Origin of the sequence: Butyrivibrio sp. XPD2002, assembly GCF_000423945.1 — a bacterium.
In the GTDB taxonomy this organism is placed as follows: Bacteria; Bacillota; Clostridia; order Lachnospirales; family Lachnospiraceae; genus Butyrivibrio.
The window spans coordinates 69,551-89,452 of sequence record NZ_AUIY01000017.1 but is presented as its reverse complement, the minus strand read 5'-3'; the positions used below and the strand labels follow the sequence as shown (position 1 = coordinate 89,452).

The 19,902-nt window shown below is 43.7% G+C and carries 12 protein-coding genes; 11 read left to right on the top strand and 1 reads right to left on the bottom strand.

All coding sequences use genetic code 11. From position 1 onward, the window contains the following. Nucleotides 1-38: 38 nt before the first annotated feature. The 3 genes from G587_RS0109765 to G587_RS0109755 all read left to right on the top strand — a co-directional run bounded on the left by G587_RS0109765 (nt 39) and on the right by G587_RS0109755 (nt 8,321). Complete coding sequence (locus tag G587_RS0109765; RefSeq protein WP_035786296.1) at nt 39-2,147, top strand: glutamine synthetase III family protein; 2,109 nt, start codon at nt 39-41, stop codon at nt 2,145-2,147. A 137-nt stretch (nt 2,148-2,284) separates the two neighbouring features. Continuing rightward, a complete protein-coding gene (gene gltB, locus G587_RS0109760) occupies nt 2,285-6,832 on the top strand; it encodes a glutamate synthase large subunit (RefSeq protein WP_035786295.1) in 4,548 nt (1,515 codons plus the stop codon). 1 nt (nt 6,833) lies between these two features. Next, nucleotides 6,834-8,321: a glutamate synthase subunit beta gene (locus tag G587_RS0109755; protein ID WP_026492084.1), complete on the top strand. Its 1,488-nt coding sequence runs from the start codon at nt 6,834-6,836 to the stop codon at nt 8,319-8,321. Between the two features lie 159 nt (nt 8,322-8,480). On the opposite strand, the gene G587_RS0109750 is transcribed toward G587_RS0109755, so the two are convergent. Further along, nucleotides 8,481-9,683 carry a GGDEF domain-containing protein gene (locus G587_RS0109750; RefSeq protein WP_026492083.1) on the bottom strand — a complete coding sequence of 401 codons (1,203 nt, stop codon included), beginning with the start codon at nt 9,681-9,683 and terminating at the stop codon, nt 8,481-8,483. 411 nt (nt 9,684-10,094) lie between these two features. Here G587_RS0109750 and G587_RS24410 point away from each other — a divergent pair, with 411 nt between their 5' ends. From G587_RS24410 to G587_RS0109710, 8 genes are all read left to right on the top strand, one after another. Beyond that, a complete protein-coding gene (locus G587_RS24410; protein WP_051200943.1) occupies nt 10,095-14,078 on the top strand; it encodes a starch-binding protein in 3,984 nt (1,327 codons plus the stop codon). 94 nt (nt 14,079-14,172) lie between these two features. After that, nucleotides 14,173-14,379 (top strand): hypothetical protein, encoded by a 207-nt coding sequence (locus G587_RS0109740; RefSeq protein ID WP_051200942.1) that lies wholly within the window; start codon nt 14,173-14,175, stop codon nt 14,377-14,379. 55 nt (nt 14,380-14,434) lie between these two features. Beyond that, complete coding sequence (locus G587_RS0109735) at nt 14,435-15,184, top strand: LytR/AlgR family response regulator transcription factor (RefSeq protein WP_051200941.1); 750 nt, start codon at nt 14,435-14,437, stop codon at nt 15,182-15,184. A 165-nt stretch (nt 15,185-15,349) separates the two neighbouring features. Further along, complete coding sequence (locus tag G587_RS0109730; RefSeq protein ID WP_026492080.1) at nt 15,350-16,033, top strand: response regulator transcription factor; 684 nt, start codon at nt 15,350-15,352, stop codon at nt 16,031-16,033. Between the two features lie 114 nt (nt 16,034-16,147). Further along, nucleotides 16,148-17,077 (top strand): ATP-binding cassette domain-containing protein, encoded by a 930-nt coding sequence (locus G587_RS0109725; protein WP_026492079.1) that lies wholly within the window; start codon nt 16,148-16,150, stop codon nt 17,075-17,077. Next, complete coding sequence (locus G587_RS0109720; protein WP_026492078.1) at nt 17,055-17,822, top strand: hypothetical protein; 768 nt, start codon at nt 17,055-17,057, stop codon at nt 17,820-17,822. Before G587_RS0109725 ends, G587_RS0109720 begins: the two co-directional genes overlap by 23 nt. Before the next feature lie 46 nt (nt 17,823-17,868). Continuing rightward, the gene (locus G587_RS0109715; protein WP_196812550.1) at nt 17,869-18,588 is read left to right on the top strand and encodes a hypothetical protein; all 720 of its coding nucleotides are present in this window, start codon (nt 17,869-17,871) and stop codon (nt 18,586-18,588) included. A 22-nt stretch (nt 18,589-18,610) separates the two neighbouring features. Beyond that, complete coding sequence (locus G587_RS0109710) at nt 18,611-19,897, top strand: erythromycin esterase family protein (protein ID WP_026492076.1); 1,287 nt, start codon at nt 18,611-18,613, stop codon at nt 19,895-19,897. Nucleotides 19,898-19,902: the final 5 nt, after the last annotated feature.

The following is a 19,902-nucleotide window of genomic DNA, read 5'->3' as shown; positions in this document are numbered from 1 at the left end:
GTTCTGCAACAGAGGAACCGGATTTAAGGAGGAGAAAAATGATAGAAGCAAGCAAACTTACAGAAGAATTTGGATGTTTGGTTTTTAATGACAAGGTAATGAAACAGCGCCTTCCTAAGGATATTTATAAAGCTGTTCATAAGACAATTGAGATGGGAACTCACCTTGAGCTGGACGTAGCTAACTGCGTTGCAGCTGTTATGAAGGAGTGGGCAGTAGAGAACGGTGCAACACATTTCACACATTGGTTCCAGCCTATGACCGGGCTTACTGCTGAGAAGCATGACAGCTTCATTTCTCCTGTTGATGGCGGAACAGTCATCATGGAGTTCTCAGGAAAAGAACTTGTAAAGGGCGAGCCCGATGCATCAAGTTTTCCTTCAGGCGGTCTTCGTGCAACATTTGAAGCACGTGGTTATACTGCATGGGATCCGTCATCTCCTGCCTTTATAAAAGATGGTTCACTTTACATTCCTACCGCTTTCTGTTCATACGGCGGAGAAGCGCTTGATAAGAAGACACCTCTTCTGCGCTCGATGGAAGCTCTGTCAAAGGAAGCGGTTAAAATGCTCCACCTGTTAGGATATTCAGATGTAAAGCGCGTAAACACCACAATCGGCTCTGAGCAGGAGTATTTCCTTATTGATAAGGACTTCTACAAAAAGAGAAAGGACCTTCTTTTTACAGGTCGTACCCTTATCGGTGCACCTGCAACAAAAGGACAGGAGATGGAGGACCATTACTTTGGCGTAATCAAGCCCAAGGTATCAGCTTACATGCATGATCTTGACGAGGAGCTCTGGAAACTGGGCATTCCCGCTAAGACAAAGCACAACGAGGTTGCACCTTCACAGCACGAACTTGCACCCGTATTTGAGACAGCAAACATCGCTGTTGATCACAACCAGCTTACTATGGAGGTTATGAAAAAGGTTGCTGATAAGCACAACTACGCATGCCTCTTACATGAAAAGCCCTTCGAGGGAATCAACGGTTCAGGTAAGCACAACAACTGGTCAGTTTGCACTGACACAGGAATGAACCTCCTTGATCCCGGAAAGCATCCCAGCGACAACATTCCTTTCCTTGTATTCTTAATGGCTGTTATTTCAGCAGTTGATGAGTACGCGCCGATTCTTCGACTTTCCGTTGCATCTGCAGGAAACGATCACAGACTTGGTGGAAACGAAGCACCGCCGGCAATCATTTCAATCTTTGTTGGTGACGAGCTCGCAGGCGTTCTTAAGGGCGTAGAAGAAGGAACAGCATACGAAGGCCAGGGCAAGGTACAGATGGCTATGGGTGCTAATGTACTTCCTCATTTCACAAAGGACAACACAGACAGAAACAGAACATCACCCTTCGCATTCACAGGAAACAAGTTCGAGTTCCGTATGCCCGGTTCAGCAGTTTCTGTAGCAAACGCTAACATCGTACTTAACACTGCAGTAGCAGAAGAGATCGCAAAGCTTTATGAAAAGCTTTCAGCATACAGCGGAGACGAGCTTAAGGAGAAGATCCTTGAAGTATTAAAGGAAGAGCTTTCACAGCATAAGAGAGTTCTCTTCAACGGAAACGGCTACACAGATGAGTGGGTTGAGGAAGCAGCAAAGAGAGGACTTCCGAACCTTAAGTCACTTCCCGATGCAATGCCTTACTGGATCAGTGATGAGTCAATCGACCTCTTCACAAAGCATGGCATCTTCACTAAGGAAGAGCTTCACTCAAGATATGAGATTCTCCTTGAGAACTACTCAAAGTCAATCCACATCGAGTCTCTCACAATGCAGGAGATGGTAAGAAAAGACTTCACAGAAGGTCTTGTTGCTTACCAGAAGGATCTCACTAAGGAGATTATCCAGAAAAAGAGCCTCATCGACGGTGCATGTGCAGAGCATGAGACAGGCATCTTAAAGACACTTGATAAGGCATCTGCAGAGATGAGCAAAGCTCTTGATAAGCTTGCAGAAGACACCAAGACAGCAGAAGGAAAGACTGAGGTCCTCGACACAGCTTCTTACTATCAGGAGACAATCCTTGCTGACATGGATGAACTTCGTAAGTATGTTGATGAAGCTGAGGCTCTTATCCCTGATAAATACTTAAGCTACCCGACCTATGGTCAGATGTTATTCTCACTTAGATGATTCTACTTTGTTTATAGTAATAAGCAGCTCCGATGGAGGAACAGACTAAGTGCACATACTTTGTTCAACACGAACAAATATGTGTACTTAGCATGTTATTATTCGGAGCCTCATACTAATATATAAGGCGGTACATAATGGAAACATGGATGAATGAGCGCGATGCCTGCGGTATCGGCGCAGTTATTAATATCGACGGCAAGGCTGACAATAAAGTGCTCGACGATGCTTTGAGCATTGTTGAGAAGCTTGAGCACAGAGCCGGAAAAGACGCAACAGGTAAAGTGGGTGATGGTGTCGGAATCCTTGTCCAGATCTCTCACAAATTCTTTTCAAAGGAAGCAAAGAAGGCAGGGATAGAGCTTAAATCTGCCGGTGACTACGGAATCGGTATGTTCTTCTTCCCTCAGGATTCCATGAAGAGAATGTTTGCAAAGCGCATGCTTGAAGTTATTGCAGAGAAGGAAAATCTCAATGTTCTCGGATGGAGAGATGTTGAAATCCACCCTGAAATTCTGGGAGAAGTAGCAAGAAACTGCATGCCCTACATCAGTCAGTGTTTCATTGAGAGACCCTCTGATGCGGATAGAGGCATAGAATTCGACAGACGACTTTATCAGCTGAGACGTGAGTATGAAAAATCCTCAGAGGATACCTATATCTGCTCATTTTCATCCAGAACTATCGTCTATAAGGGTATGTTCCTCGTAGGTCAGCTTAGAAACTTCTATGAGGATCTTCTTTCACCTGATTATCATACAGCGGTAGCACTTGTGCACAGCCGCTTTTCAACTAATACCACGCCTTCATGGCAGAGAGCTCACCCGTACAGGATGATCGCCCACAACGGTGAGATCAATACAATCCGTGGTAACAGCGATAGAATGCTCGCCCGTGAGGAGACCATGTCATCTGACGTTTTCGGAGATGACCTTGGAAAAGTATATCCCGTTATCGCATCCTCAGGCTCTGATTCTGCGATGCTTGATAACACACTTGAATTCCTTTACATGAACGGAATGGACCTTCCGCTTGCTATGATGCTCACAATTCCCGAGCCCTGGAAACACAATGATTTCATGGAGCAGGACAGGAAGGATTTCTACCACTACTATGCAACAATGATGGAACCCTGGGATGGTCCTGCAGCTGTACTTTTCACAGATGGCGAAGTGTTCGGTGCAACCCTCGATAGAAACGGTCTTCGTCCCTCCAGATACTATGTCACAAAGGACGGAAGGCTTATTCTGGCATCTGAGGTTGGTGTACTTGATATTCCTGAGGAGAACATCCTTAAGAAGTCCAGACTTTCACCGGGACATATGCTCCTTGTTGATACAAAGGAAGGACGCATCATTTCAGATGAGGAGTGCAAGAAGAAGTATTCAACATCAAAGCCCTACGGTGAGTGGCTTGACAGATATCTTCTTCACCTTGGATCTCTCGAGATTCCTAATAAAAAGATACCCACAAACTCACAGGAGATGCGCGATAAGCTTTACAAGGTTTTCGGGTATTCTTATGAAGACGTAAAAAATCAGATAATGCCGATGGCTATGAACGGCATAGAGCCCACGGTTTCCATGGGTACGGATATTCCGCTGGCTATGCTTTCACAGCATCATCAGCCTCTTTTCTGTTACTTTAAGCAGTTATTTGCACAGGTTACAAATCCGCCCATTGACTCACTAAGAGAAAAGGTCGTAACAGACACCACGGTTTACATTGGATCTGACGGTAACCTTTTGATGGAAAAAAGTGATAACTGCAGGGTGCTTGAGGTGAATAACCCCATCCTTACAGGCGTGGATCTCATGAAGATCGAGGCTCTTGATCAGCCTGGCTTCCATGTGCGCAAGGTATCACTTCTATATTATAAAAATACACCGGTTGAAAGAGCACTGGAGCAGCTCTGCATCTCAGTTGACAGAGCAGTAGCAGACGGCGTGAACATCGTTATCCTCTCAGACAGAGGTGTTGATGAAAACCACATGCCTATACCATCACTCCTTGCAGTATCTGCTGTTGAGCAGCATCTTGTAAGAACCAAAAAGCGCACAGCTGTATCTCTTATCCTTGAGAGTGGTGAGCCCAGAGACGTTCACCAGATCGCTACACTTCTTGGTTTTGGTGCAAGAGCTATCAATCCTTATCTTGCACAGGAGTGTATCGCAGAGCTCATTGATATCGGAATCCTCGATAAGGATTATCACACAGCAATTGCTGATTACAACAAGGCACTTCTTGGCGGCGTTGTAAAAATCGCAGCAAAGATGGGTATCTCAACATTACAGTCATATCAGTCAGCAAGAATTTTTGAGGCTATCGGTCTTTCAAGCGAGTTTGTAGATAAGTACTTTACAGGAACAATCAGTCGAGTAGGCGGAATCGGAATAAAGGAGATCGGAGAGGACGTTGAGCTTCGTCACAACAAGGCCTTCGATCCGCTGGGACTTTCAATAGATACAACTCTTGATTCCATCGGCTTCCATTCACTTAGAAGCGGTGAGGATACCGAGGATCACATGTACAGTCCCAAGACCATCGTTACACTGCAGAGAGCTGTCCGTGAGGATGACTACGAGCGCTTCAAGGAATACACAAAGATGGTGGATGATGAGGACAGACCTCATACACTCCGCGCACTTTTGTCCTTCGTTCCTGCAGGAAAGCCTGTACCCCTTGAAGAGGTCGAGAGCGAGGAAGAGATCGTAAAGCGTTTCCAGACAGGAGCCATGTCCTATGGTTCACTTTCAAAGGAAGCACATGAGACTCTTGCGATTGCCATGAATAAGCTTGGCGGTAAGTCCAACACCGGTGAAGGTGGTGAGGACGTAGCCCGTTTTGGTACTAATAGAAACAGCGCAGTAAAGCAGGTTGCATCAGGAAGATTTGGTGTAACAAGCAGATACCTTCAGAGTGCAAAAGAGATTCAGATCAAGATGGCACAGGGCGCTAAGCCCGGTGAAGGTGGTCATCTTCCGGGTAAGAAGGTTTACCCCTGGGTTGCTTCAACACGTTTCTCAACTCCCGGTGTTGCGCTGATTTCTCCTCCGCCTCATCACGATATTTATTCAATCGAGGATCTGGCACAGCTGATCTACGACCTTAAGAATGCAAACGATAAGGCAAGGATTTCAGTAAAGCTTGTATCTGAGGCAGGAGTTGGAACAATCGCATCAGGTGTTGCAAAGGCAGGCGCACAGGTAATTCTTGTTTCAGGCTATGACGGAGGAACAGGTGCTGCACCTTCATCCTCAGTTCACCACGCAGGACTTCCCTGGGAGCTTGGAGTAAGTGAAGCACATCAGTCACTTCTTGATAACGGTCTTAGAAGCAGAGTAGTCCTTGAGACTGACGGAAAGCTCATGACAGGTAGAGATGTTGCAATCGCTGCACTTCTCGGTGCCGAGGAATTCGGTTTTGCTACCGCTCCCCTTGTATGCATGGGCTGCATGATGATGAGAGTATGCTCCAAGGATACATGTCCTGTTGGTATCGCCACACAGAACGAGGAGCTCAGAAAGAGATTTGCAGGAAAGCCTGAGCATGTTATGAACTTCATGCTCTTTGTAGCAAGACAGCTTCGTGAGATCATGAGCGAGCTTGGATTTAAGAAGCTCACTGATATGGTCGGAAGAACGGACTGTCTCAAGATGAGAAGCGTTCCCGGTGCAAGATGCAAGGACGCAGCTGACCTTAGAAAGATTTTAAATAATGCTTATCCCGGCAGAGAGAAGAACCACTTCGATCCTGCTGATGTATATGACTTCGGACTTGAGAAGACTCTTGATAAAAAGGTACTTGTTCCTGAATATGACAAGGCTAAGAAAGCTCTTAAGGAGAGTCTTGAAACCTCAGTTGTTGATGGTGTTGTAGCTACAAAGAAGCCTGTACTGAATATTAAGGTTGATATTTCAAGTACCGACAGAAGCTTCGGAACTCTTCTTGGAAGCAGAGTAACGGCAGACTTCAAGAATGCGCTTCCAGATGATTCAGTTGTGGTTGAAGCCCATGGCGGCGGTGGTCAGTCCTTCGGTGCATTCCTTCCTAAGGGCGTAACACTTAAGCTTTACGGTGATGCAAACGATGGCTTCGGTAAAGGACTTTCAGGCGGTAAGGTAATTGTAAGACCTTCAAAGAAAGCAACCTACAAGGCTCATGAAAATATCATTATCGGTAATGTTGCTCTGTATGGTGCAACAGCCGGAAAGGCTTATGTATGCGGTGTTGCCGGTGAGAGATTCTGTGTAAGAAACTCCGGTGCCATAGCAGTTTCAGAGGGCTGTGGCGATCACGGCCTTGAGTACATGACAGGCGGAAGAGCAGTCATTCTCGGAATGACCGGTAAAAACTTCGCAGCCGGAATGAGCGGCGGAATCGCTTATGTCCTTGATAAGGAGCACACACTTTACCTCAGAATGAATAAGGATATGGCTTCTCTTTGTGAGCTCACTGAAAAGTACGATATTGCAGAGCTTCGAGAAATTCTTGAGGATTATGTCGCAGAGACAGGCTCTGAGTATGGTGCTGAGATCCTTGCAGATTTTGAGAATTATATACCTGACTTCAAGAAGATAATTCCGAACGATTACCAGAAGATGCTGACAGCAATCGGAAAATACGAGGAACAGGGAATAGATCACGAGCACGCAGTACTCGAAGCATTTAAGGAGCTTACATAAAATGGGAAAAGATACAGGCTTTTTAGAATATAAAAGAAAAAACAATACGGATGTACCACCGGCGGAAAGAATTAAGAACTTTGATGAATTTCATAAGCCCCTGGATACAGAAAAAAGACGTGAACAGGCATCACGCTGCATGAACTGCGGCGTGCCCTTTTGCCAGTCCGCTATGAATCTTGGCGGTATGGTTACAGGCTGTCCTCTTCACAATCTGATACCTGAGTGGAATGACGAACTCTATAGAGGTCATGATGAGCACTCCTTTGCAAGACTACACAAGACCAGCAATTTTCCTGAGTTCACAGGTCGTGTATGCCCCGCACTCTGCGAGAAGGCATGCATGTGCGGACAGTATGGAGATGCTGTAACGGTTCATGATAATGAGCTGTATCTGGTGGAAACAGCTTACGAGAAGGGATATATCAAGCCCTTCATCCCGCAGATCAGAAGCGGAAAAACAGTAGCAGTAGTAGGAAGCGGTCCTGCAGGACTTGCTGTTGCTGACGAGCTCAATCACAGAGGTCACAAGGTCGAAGTGTTTGAGAGAGAGGACGAGATCGGAGGTCTTCTCATGTATGGTATCCCTAACATGAAGCTTGATAAGCGCGTGATCAGGCGCAGAAGAAAGCTCATGGAGGAAGAGGGAGTTGTTTTCCATACAGGCGTAAATGTAGGCAAGGACAAGAAAGCATTTGATGTTCTTGGCAGCTTTGATGCAGTTGTTTTGTGCTGCGGTGCCAAGAAGGAGCGTCCTCTTGCGGTAGCTGATCCTGCAAAGGTTAAGGGCGTTTATAATGCGGTAGATTTCCTTACAAGTACCACCAAGGCACTTATGGATTCCGGTGATACAACTACAGCTGCACTTACAGAGCACGGCGGATACATCGATGCTGCAGGCAAAAATGTAGTGATCGTCGGTGGCGGTGATACAGGTAATGACTGCATAGGTACAGTTATAAGACACGGTGCCAAGACAGTCACAGCACTTGAGATGATGCCTAAGCCTCCCGTTGAGAGAGCAGCTAATAATCCATGGCCTGAGTGGCCCAAGGTCTTAAAGACAGACTACGGCCATGAGGAAGCAATCCATGTATTTGGAAGTGATCCCAGAGTCTTCGAGACAACAGTCAAGAGTATTGAGACTGATAAGAAGGGAGCACTTAAGCAGATAGAAACAGTAAAGGTTACCTTCAAGGACGGTAAGCTTGTGGAGGTTGCAGGTACAGAGAAGAAGATCAAGTGTGACCTTCTCCTTATCGCAGCAGGCTTTATCGGCTGTGAGGATTATACTGCTGATGAGTTTTCTCTTAAGAAGACCCAGCGCGGAACAGTCCTTACTCCTGAGGGCAGCTACCACGTTGAGGGCACCAAGATCTTCTCGGCAGGTGATATGAGAAGAGGTCAGTCTCTCGTTGTGTGGGCTATTGCAGAAGGCAGAGCCTGCGCTAAGGAAGTAGATGAATACCTGATGGGATATACTAACTAAAATTTTACATGCAGGTAGCTGTTGTTAGCTTCGCCTATGTTTTAGACAGGTGTTTATGTTTTAGTTTCTCCTATGTTTTTCATATTGTTCATATGGTGGTGCGGAATGTTGCTGAAAGGCAATGTTCCGCATTGCTGTGTTATATAGGTTTTGAATAATCTACTTCATTTTAATTTCATGCAGTTTTTGTATGAAATCTCCTGCTGTCTTGTGACGTTCTTCCTTGTCCTTGTACAGGGCAGAATCCGCATAGGCAAGAGCCTCAGTGCAGGTTGTGGCATGGGAAGTACAGATATAAGTTCCTGTGCTGAACGAAGGGGTGTAGCCTAGAATCTTATTATCTTCAAAGGTCTTTGAGAGCAGAGTTCTGAATTCTGAAGAGAGTGCAGGATCTTTTCCTGCAATGACAAATTCATCTCCACCCCATCTTGCTGCAACGGCATTTCTGGGCAGGAGTATTTTACGCATGGCTTTGGATATGGCAACAAGAGCCTTATCGCCTTCCTCATGCCCCAGAATGTCATTGATACTCTTAAAATAGTCCAAATCCATCATTATAATAGTCAACGGATGTTCTTCACTGCAGGTGGCGATCTCTTCATTTATGAAATCAGTCATACGTCTGCGGTTGTAAAGCTTGGTAAGAGCATCCGTATATATCTGTGCATCTTGTAATTCTACAAAAAGCTTCAAAACGACAGGAATAACACATAGTTCAATGGCAGGAAGGTTAAGCAAAAATGCAATCAAAATGCCATTGATGGTAAAGAACAGTATGAAAATAATCTGGCTGTTATATTTCTTTTTCTCATGCTTTGTTTTTGCCTGTATTCTGTTTCTAATTGAGATAATGGTAGCAGATATCAGATAAATATAATCCATCAATAATATAAATGAAAGCATGGGTTTGAAAACAGGAGTGTTTCCTGAGAGCTCATAAACGCATACATACAAGGGCGTATAAAGAAGTAGCAGGACCAGAGCCAGAGGAAGGTGTATCAGAATTGTCCTGATATTAAAGGAGCATATCTTTGAAAGACCTGAGGGCTTGCTCAGATTAGCGCTTACATGAAGAAACCAGAAAAAGCAGGCAAACGACATAGATGCAAATCCGGTAGACATTATGAACAAAACTATCGGGCGCGGCAGAGCAGTATAAAAGGCATCTCCGATAAGAAGCCTTGAATCTTCAAGAACATAAATCATAAAAGAAACAAGCATGCCTTTAAAAGCATTTATCTCTCTCTTGTTACCAAGATTTTCATTGGTCTTGGCATATATGATGTTTAAGGACAAAAAACATATGAGTAGTATTAAAAAGATAAAAGGCTTTATCTGAGCTTCTATAGGTATTTCTGTCATGTATGTATCCTCTCGATGAAGCATTGCTTAATCCGCTATAAAAATTTGTCATATTGGAGTGCCAAAAGTATCTCTCATAGTCAATTATCCGATTTTTTGGGTATAAAAGAATAACGAAAGCATAAAAAAAACATTAAAAAACCGTATAGTACCCCTTTTAACACTTCAATCACATATAATTTTAAGATAGCTTTATATATGCAGATAGTAAGGCTTTTCCTTATGATTCGGAGGTGCATTATGAGTAAAAAGGTCTTGATTTCATAATCTTTGTGAAATTTCCACGAAAAACGTTTTCCAAATACATTAAGTTTGAATAATTGACTTGAGGGCTATATCAAAACTATAATTTAGTCACTTGAGTTAATCGATTAACAGTCAGAAAGAAGCAATTATTGCGTGGAGGTAGTTATGAGAAAAGGTAAACATGTGGTTAAACGGTTAATGACCGTTTGGCTTAGTGCTGCCCTGGCAATGGGAGCACCGGGGGCTTCACTTGTTTCTATGGCAAGTGGAGTAGAAGATGTGGCAATTAAGGAAGATAGCAGGACTTCAGAGAACGACGTGACTGATACCGGAGAGAAGGTTCCTGAGGGTCAGGAAGAAAATGCTGCAGAGGATACAATTTCAGATGAAGAAAAGCCTGCAGAGGATACAATTTCAGATGAAGAAAAGCCTGCAGAGGATACTACTTCAGATGAAGAAAAGCCAACAGACGATACTACTTCGGATGAGGAAAAGGTTGCAGAAGATGCAACTTCAAATGAAGAAAAAACAGATGAAGATACATCTGACACCACTGATGTAGAAACAGAAGAAGCAGATAACGCATCAGACGATGAAACTATCCCTGATGATGATCCCGAGACATATACAGACAGAGCAGTCAAAGGGGCAGCTCCTGCAGCAGATGATTCTGAAGATGCAGAAGCAAAGAAACAGAAAGCTAAAGACTCACAGAAGCACGAGATAGAAAACATCTCAAACAGTGCTAGCGTAAATCGCGCATCAATTCATGATGGTGCAATACTCCATGCATTTTGCTGGAACTTCAACACTATAAAAGAGAACATGGCAGCAATCGCTGAGGCCGGCTTTACAGCAGTTCAGACATCACCGATAAATGCATGTCTTGATACTCACAACGCATTATCACTTAACGGCGATCTCAACGGAACTGATGGAATGTGGTACTACCACTATCAGCCCACAGACTGGACTATCGGTAACTACCAGCTTGGTAGCAGAGAAGAGTTCAAGGAGATGTGTAACGAGGCTGATAAGTATGGCATCGGCGTTATCGTAGATATTCTTCCTAACCACACAACTCCTACTGATTCTGAGATTTCACAGAATCTTATAGATGCAGCAGGTGGCTGGGACAATCTTTTCCACAAGGATTATAAGCAGGGAATCAGCAGCTATAATGATCGTGCCAGCGTAACCTACAACGCAATGGGCGGCCTCTATGATGTTGATACAGAGAACACTGATTTCCAGGATTACTTCTATGCTTATCTTGATGATTGCGTAAACTGCGGTGCTGACGGATTCCGTATAGATACAGCGAAGCATATAGCACTTCCTGATGATCCGGTTCCTTCAAACTATGCAGGCGACGAGGGCAGAAATACCTTCTATCCCAACATGGCAGCAGCACTTGACGCTTATGCAGCTGAGACAGGCAACGGCAAAAACTATGATAACCTCTTCGTATATGGAGAAGTTCTTCAGGGCGATGGCGACAGACTTGCTGCATATCAGAAGTATATTGGCGGCACAACAGCAAGTAACTATGGTGGATCAATCAGATCAGCAGTATCCTCTGATAATGTTTCAGCAGGAAAACTGGTAAGCTACAGCATCTATGACGAAGCAAACTATGCAGCTGACGCTAACAGACTTGTAACCTGGGTTGAGTCCCACGACAACTATATAAATGATAAGTCCTACCAGGCAATCAATGATCAGGATACTCTTGAGGCATGGGCTATCATCACTGCAAGAAAAGACGGCACACCGCTGTTTTTCTCAAGACCAAGCGGAAGCTCAGCTGAGAATCCCTTCGGTGATAACGTGATCGGACAGGCAGGTAATGCACTTTACAAATCACCTGAGGTAACAGCTGTTAACAGGTTCAGAACAGCAATGAACGGCAAGGGCGAGAACCTCTCAAATCCCGGCGGCGATATGCACGTGATCATGGTTGAGAGAGGTGACGCTGCAGCAGAGGGAGCAGTACTTGTAAACACAGCATCATACCCTGTTGCAATAAGCGGAGATACAACTCTTCCCGATGGCAACTATGTGAATAAGGTTGAGGGTAGAAATGATCTTTTCACAGTTAAAAACGGTAAGATCGATGGTGTAATACAGAAGGAAGCAGTAGTAGTACTTACAGAAGCAACAACAGAAGATTACACAACAATCCATTTCAACAATTCATTCAACTGGAATAATGTACAGGCAATCATTGACGGAGAGACCACAGTCGATGCTATCAGTGAGAATGACGGATGGTTCAGAGTAAATGTTGCCAGGGATAATTTCAGCGTAGTATTTACAAACGGAACAGACAAAACTGAGTGCTATGAGATTAAGGACGGAGCAGAGGGCTTCATTACTCCCGAGAAGAAGGATATCTATGCATCAAAAGCTGATACCGATGAGGCACTTGGACTTATAACAGCTTCTGTTTATCTCCTTAACACAGATCTTTGGCAGAATGCAAATATCTATTCATGGTTCGATGGCGGCGATCAGCTCGCAGGCGGTTGGCCCGGAAAGAACACCTACGATGAGGGTGGCTACTGGATCCGCGCTGACTTAAAGCTTCCCAAGGATCGCAAGGACGAGGCTTACAGCGTAATCTTCAATGCAGATGGTGTTCAGACTGTAGATTTCAAGATCTCAGGACTTAAGAATTATCTTGCACTTATGGGCAAGAATGCCGATGGAAAATGGGCTCTTAAGCAGTTTGACACAAAGGAAGATGCTGAGAAAGAAACAGGAATTTCAGCTAACAGCACAACGGTTTATTTCTATAATAAGGATAACTGGGACACAGTTTCAGCATACACCTGGGAGGCTTACAGCTTTGGTGACTGGCCCGGAACACCCTGCGAGGAAGAGGGCGAAGGCTGGTGGAAGATAACAGTTCCCGCTGCAGCAGGTGCTAACTTCAGAATCATTTTCAACAACGGCGGTAAGGGTTCTCAGACATCAGACCTCACTATTGTTAACATCAAGAACAGATTCGTATATGATGACAGAACCTTTGAATCAAAAGAGGCTGCTCTTGGCGCTCCCGAAGAGGAGATTGTTCCTGCATATCCTGAAGGAACTCCTGTAACAAGAATTTACTACTACGATGATAATAACTGGGGCAAGGTTCACGCATACGTATGGTCAAACGTTCCTGAATACAACAACCTCATAGGCGGATGGCCGGGAACACGTATGTACAGCGGTGAAGATGGATGGTACTACACAGATGTACCTACAGAAGGCATTGAAAAGGGTGACCTTAAGGTTATCTTCAACAGAGCAGGAAGCTCACAGCTTGATGATAAGATGCTTGTTGATACAGAAAATGTATACTTCAATACACCTAAGGAAATAGGCTATGCTTCAAAGGATGCGGCAATAAAAGGAAAGACAGACGGCGAAGAGGAGCCCACAAATCCCGGAGATGACAAGCCTGAAACACCCGGCGAGGATACACCTGCAAATCCTGATGAGCCCGGAACAGTAGAGCCTGAAACTCCTTCAAACGAGACTCCTTCAGATACAAAGCCTTCAGACTCCAAGCCTGAGGATAAGACACCTACAGTAAACACAGAAGAGAAGACAGTTTCTGTAACAGGAATTAAGCTCAACAAGAAAAAGGTTAAGATCGGAAAGACCGGTAAGTTCCAGCTTGAAGCTACAGTAGAACCTGAGAATGCAACAAACAAAGACATCACATGGACATCAAGCGATGAGAAGATCGCTCAGGTTTCAGCAGAAGGACTTGTTACTGCAAAGAAGAAGGGAAGCTGCGTTGTAACAGCTACCACAAAGGACGGTCAGTTCAAGGCTGAGTGCAAGGTTACAGTAACAAAGAAGGTAAATGTAACCGGAGTTAAGCTGAACAAGTCAAAGAAGACACTTAAGAAAGGTAAGACCGTAACTCTTAAGGCAACTCTTAAGCCTAAGAAGGCTACAAACCAGGATGTAAAGTGGAGCAGTAGTAATAAGAAGGTTGCAACCGTTGATGAAAACGGAAAGGTAGCAGCAGTAGGAAGCGGCGAAGCAACTATTACAGTAACTACTAAGGAAGGCAGCTACAAAGCAACCTGCAAGATTACTGTTAAGAAGGATAAGACCAAAAAGTCTAAGAAAAAGAAGAAATAAAATTGTGATTTGAATCAGTGCAAAACAGACCTAAATGAGTGATTACTAGGTCTGTTTTGTTTTTTGTGGTAGATTATTCTCAGGAGGGTACGAAATGGATAAGAAAGCTGATGTGTATGAAGTACCAAAGAGAGAAGGGAGCGTATGGCCTGAGGATATCTGCCCCGCTTACACTCCCAGAGAGGATGCAATTCCCAGCATTAGGGGGTGTTGGTACTGCAAATATGCGGATTTTCATCTAAAAGAAGAAACTGTATTAGAAGTGGGTATCTGTAACTGGCCCAAGAAGGTTATGGATTAGTGAAAAAAGTTAAGGGGAAAAATAATGGACACAAAAATTAAAATTCGGAGGGGTTATGGAAAATAAGGGAACAGCGGCAGAATCAATACTTCGCATAGCTATCTGTGATGATGATAAGACAGACCGCGAGAGGGTAGATGTTCTTGTTCAGGAATATCTGAAGGAAAAGAATATCAGAGCTGAGGTCAAATGCTTTGATCACCCGGATGCGCTTATCGAAGAGTGTGAGAAATTCAGACCGCATATTTACATACTTGATATAGTCATGCCTATGGTTACGGGGATTCAGGCGGCGCGAGAGCTTCGCTGGAATCAGCCTGACGCGCAGATTATATTTGCAACTTCAGAGAGCTCCTATGCCCTGGAGTCCTTTGACGTTAATCCTATAAATTATATTTTAAAACCGATAGAAAAAGAGAAGCTTTTTACAACTCTTGATCTGGCGCTTTCCCATGTGGACATCTCAAACGGAAGGAGCATTTCCATAAAGGTTAAGGGCGGCTTACAGACCCTTCACCTCGATGAGATTCTTTATATCGAGTATCGCAATCATGTGGTTTCATATCACATGAATGATGGAGCGGTTATTTCTACGCCCACACTTAGAATCGGCTTTGTGGAGTATCTTGAGAACAATCACCCGGGAAAAGATTTCGTGCGCTGTCATGAATCAATAGCTGTCAGCATTGCTGCTATAGATAAGCTCACAAAAACAGAGATCACTCTTCGAAATGATGAGCTGATCCCTGTTACAAAAAGCAGATATGCTGAGGTTCTGGACAGTTATATGAACTTCAGATTTTGATTTACCCAGAACCTAACTCGCCCGCTATGTTTATAGAGTAGTAATCACGTATTTCAGTTTCCTTTTAATAGAATTATATATACTGGTATGTTTCGGTGCAATCGGAATTGTGCTATTCTATTCTCTGGATAAAAGGGGGAAACTATTTAGTTTGTGGAGAACAAAATGAGTCATATACTGGTTGTAGAAGATGACGTGAATATAGGAAACATGCTTCAGGAAGCTCTTGAAATCGAAAACTATGAGGTGACAAGAGCATATTCCGGGACAGAGGCGCTGATGATTCTGGAAAACAGAAAGCCGGACCTGATGCTCCTTGATCTTATGATTCCGGGAATTTCAGGAGAGGAGCTGATTGGCAAAATTGATGGAGTACTTACAATAGTTCTAAGTGCAAAGTCTGACATTGATACCAAGATAAGCCTTCTTAAAAAGGGTGCCAGCGACTATGTGACAAAGCCATTTGTTATATCGGAGCTTCTTGCAAGGATTGAGGCTCACCTTCGCCTGGCGGAATCTACAGATAACAAGAAGGTCACAGATGATGGCAGCGTTGTGAGTGTTGGAAATATCTCTTTGGACAACAGCCTTTTTTCAGTGACAAACGGAGATACCAAGGTCAGCCTCACAAGGACTGAGACCGCGATCTTAAATCTTCTTATGAACAATTCCGGAAGACCTCTTGGACGAAGTACCATCCTTGACAGAATAAGTGAGGATACTCCGGATTGCACCGAGAGATCATTAAAACAGCATGTAAGCAACGTCAGGAAAAAGCTTCAGCAACTGGACAATATAGATCATATAGAAACAATTTACGGGATTGGTTTTCAATATAACGAATCTTGACATTATCTTGACATTCTCTATACCACTTTCTTGACAGGAGGGTGGTATTTTTATATGCGTAGATGAGAGCTACGAAAACGAATGACTTAAACAGCATGAAAGGAAAGTTTTACTATGGAATACGTTTTTAAGACTAATGGAATAAGCAAGAAGTACGGAAAGTTTACAGCCCTTTCTGATGTAAATATGGAAATCCCGAAGGGGGCTATCTATGGATTTGTTGGGAAAAACGGAGCAGGAAAGACTACTCTTATAAGAGTTATGACAGGTCTTCAGCGTCCTACAGAAGGCTCCTACGAACTCATGGGAAAAGCAAATAATGATAAGGATATTGCAAAGGTAAGACGCAGAATGGGAGCGGTTGTCGAGTCTCCTGCGATCTACATGGATATGTCAGCAAGAGACAACCTGATTCAGCAGTGCCTGATGCTCGGACTTCCGGATTTCAAATGTGTCGATGAGATACTTGAGCTGGTAGGCCTTGCAAATACAGGAAAAAAAAAGGCAAGGAACTTTTCACTTGGTATGCGTCAGCGTCTCGGAATTGGAGTTGCCCTCTGCGGAAGTCCTGACTTCGTAGTTCTTGACGAGCCTATAAACGGACTTGATCCTCAGGGAATCATCGAGGTGAGAGAGCTTATCCTTAAGCTCAACAGAGAAAGAGGAATCACCTTCCTTATCTCAAGTCACATTCTTGATGAGCTTGCAAAGGTTGCTACCAACTACGGCTTCATCGATAAGGGCCATATCGTAAGACAGATGACCAGCAAGGAGCTTGCTGATGAGTGCCGCAAATCTGTCCGCATGAAGGTCAGCGATGTGGGAATCTTATCCAAGATACTTGAAGAGAAGAGCCTTGATTACAAGGTGGTTGATTCCAATACAGCCGATGTATATGCAGAGCTCACTTTCTCAGATGTGGCTAAGGACTTTGAACAGGCCGGCTGCAAGATCATAAACATGCAGGAGCGCGACGAGAGTCTTGAGGCATTTTATCTTTCACTGCTAGGAGGATCAGAGGATGTTCAGAAATCTGTATGCTGATACAAGAAACATAATTTTATGCAGAGCATTCCGAATTGCTCTTGGCGTGATTGCTGTTTATCAGATATTCAATTTTATAATTTTTAAAGCGCTGTATGTATTCTTTCTGAAAACCGCTATGGATGCTGACACAGTGGCTTTTACTTTTCCTTCCATAGCAGCATTTCTTGTGACTGCTGCAACACTTTTTATATCAGACAGAGAGTTTTCAAACGGCTGCATCAGAAACAAGATGATATCGGGAGTGAAAAGAACAGACGCATTTTTGTCCGCAGTCTTTGGAGGAATGCTTCAGGGAGCAATATATTCGTTCTTTGCATTTTGTATTTCGACGATAATGAGCCTTGCATTCACAGTAGGGTTCATGGATTACTCGATACCGGAGTTTGCTAATTACTGGCTGGTTACGACCATGGCCTGCATGGCGATCGGAGCCTTTTCAACTTCAATGGTAATGTCCTTTGGTGGAAGTAAGCTCTCTTATGTGATAGGGCTTCTCCTGGCCTTTGTGCTTAAGGTTACGGATACCTTTGTGCTTGATAAGCTCTATCCTGAAAAAGGGTACTGCCAGCTTACAGGTACAAAGCTTATGGTTTACAGATTTATTGACAGATTCATTCCTTATTCATATCTGATGGAGAGACCGCATTATGATTTTGCAAGCTATGTAATAGGATGCGGCGGCCTCGTAATCATCTCAACAGTTGTAGGACTTATCATTTTTAACAACAAGGAATTGCATTAAAAAATTTGGGGAGTAAAAAGAAATGACCAATTTATATAAAGCTGACATGAAAAGAATTTTTAAGAATCCTATCTTTATAGGAGGATGCATAATCGCTCTTATTGCAACCTTTGCATTTACTTCAAACTGCATCGGGCTGACAGGACGTTTTGGAAACATGGAGCCTGACAGAAGAATGTTTTTCATAAGCATCGCCATGATGGGATTTTTCACAATATTTGTTCCACTTTATTCCAATATGGAATACCGCTATGGTGTCATCAGAAATAAGATCACTGCAGGCTTCACACAGAAGCAGGTGTATTTCAGCCATCTGCTTTCACACTTCACAGCCCTGGCTGTTATGATGGGGCTTTATCTTGTGGCAGGTATCCTGGGTGGTGCCAGAGATTTTGGGAAAATGATTCCTTCAAACCTGATTCTTTTCCTTGCACTTTGCGGCTATATTTCAGCCCTTATGCTCATCACCACAAGGGTTCTTAAGATTGTTTTGGTCAGCATCTTTGCATTCTTTCTTCTGAATGTCATCTACATGGGAACAATGATAGGAAATGCACTTTTATCATTTGTTCTTAAGGGAGCTGCAAAGCAGGTGGGCGTGATCGTTTATAACATGTCAGTTTTCGGACAGTGGTTTTCAAGAACAGGCATGGCTGATGATTATGTAAATCCGGGAAGCCTTGCGCAGGTTGTTGTTTCATCCGCAGTTATTCTTGTGATGGTATTTTTAGCCACAGTTGGACTTGATAAGAGAGACCTTAAATAATTTTGAAGAGAAGGTAAGAAAAGTGAGACGATATAAAATAATTTTACTTGCAAGCGTAGCTACAATGGCAGTTTTCATAGGACTTCTTGTTGGCTTTAGAAACACTAAGGCGTTTTCACCTGAAAAGAAGATTGAAGGAATAGAGGACGTTGCCATTAGCTTTAATGAGCTCAAGATTCCCACAGATGTTCAGGTTGTCGGCATTGGAGAAGCCACACATGGTAATCACGAGTTCCAGACAGTAAAAAGAGATGTTCTTGAAAAGGTTGTAACTGAAGGAAATGGACGCTCTCTTAGCTTTGAGATGGCAGCAGGCGATGCGGCATGGATAAATGATGCTATTCATGACAAGGATGCTGATTTAACAGAGGCGGTTGGAAAGCAGAGCTATCCAATTTATGGTACACCTGAAATTGTGGAGCTCCTTCAGTGGATGCGCAATTATAACGAAAATCTTCCCTATGAAGAATCACTTATGTTTTACGGAGTTGATATCCAGGGTGGAATGACTTCAATCGTCTACATGCAGAATCTTTGCAGAGAAGGGTGTGAGCTTTTCACAGAGGATGAGAAGGCAAAGCTCCTTACCATAAAGACTGAAGAAAAGGCTGACTACGCGCCTGAGAGAGAATTTTTCCAGGGGCTGTATGAGAGGCTTTCAGCTTCAGAAGATCTTAAAGCCAAACAGCTTGCAGTACTTGCAAAGTGCGTGGTATTAAACATTGATGCTCCCGATTATGATGAGGAGCCACAGGAAAATGGTCATAACAGAGACCTCAGAATGGCTGAGCTCTTAAAGGATTACTGGAACATAGAAAATGAAAGAGGCTACGATCAGGTTGTTATCACAGCTCACAATGGACATGCCATGAAGGGTGGTAAATCCATTCTTCCAAGTGAGGGTGAGGAGACCATGGGTGATCAGATAAACCGTATCTTCGGGGGCAGCTATTACTGCATAGGAACAGAGTTCTATAAGGGCGATGTAAATATTCATACTGCCGGCACCTATGATGATAATTACGAGAGAGCTAACCACTTTTACTGCAGCGATGACCCTCTTGCATATCAGGCAAAGGATTTTGAAAATGGAACATATTGCCTTGATTTCTCCAAGGTAACGGATGAAAATAGTAAGGTGTACAAGATCCTTAATAACTATAACTTCTTTGGAGAGATGGGTGAGGGCTATGGCCAGCTTCAGGATCTCGGACCGAGCCACAGAATAAAGATCAAAGCAACTGACAGATTTGATGCTATGGTCTATTACTATGAAGTAACGCCCATAGATCCCATATACTATAAATAAAAATC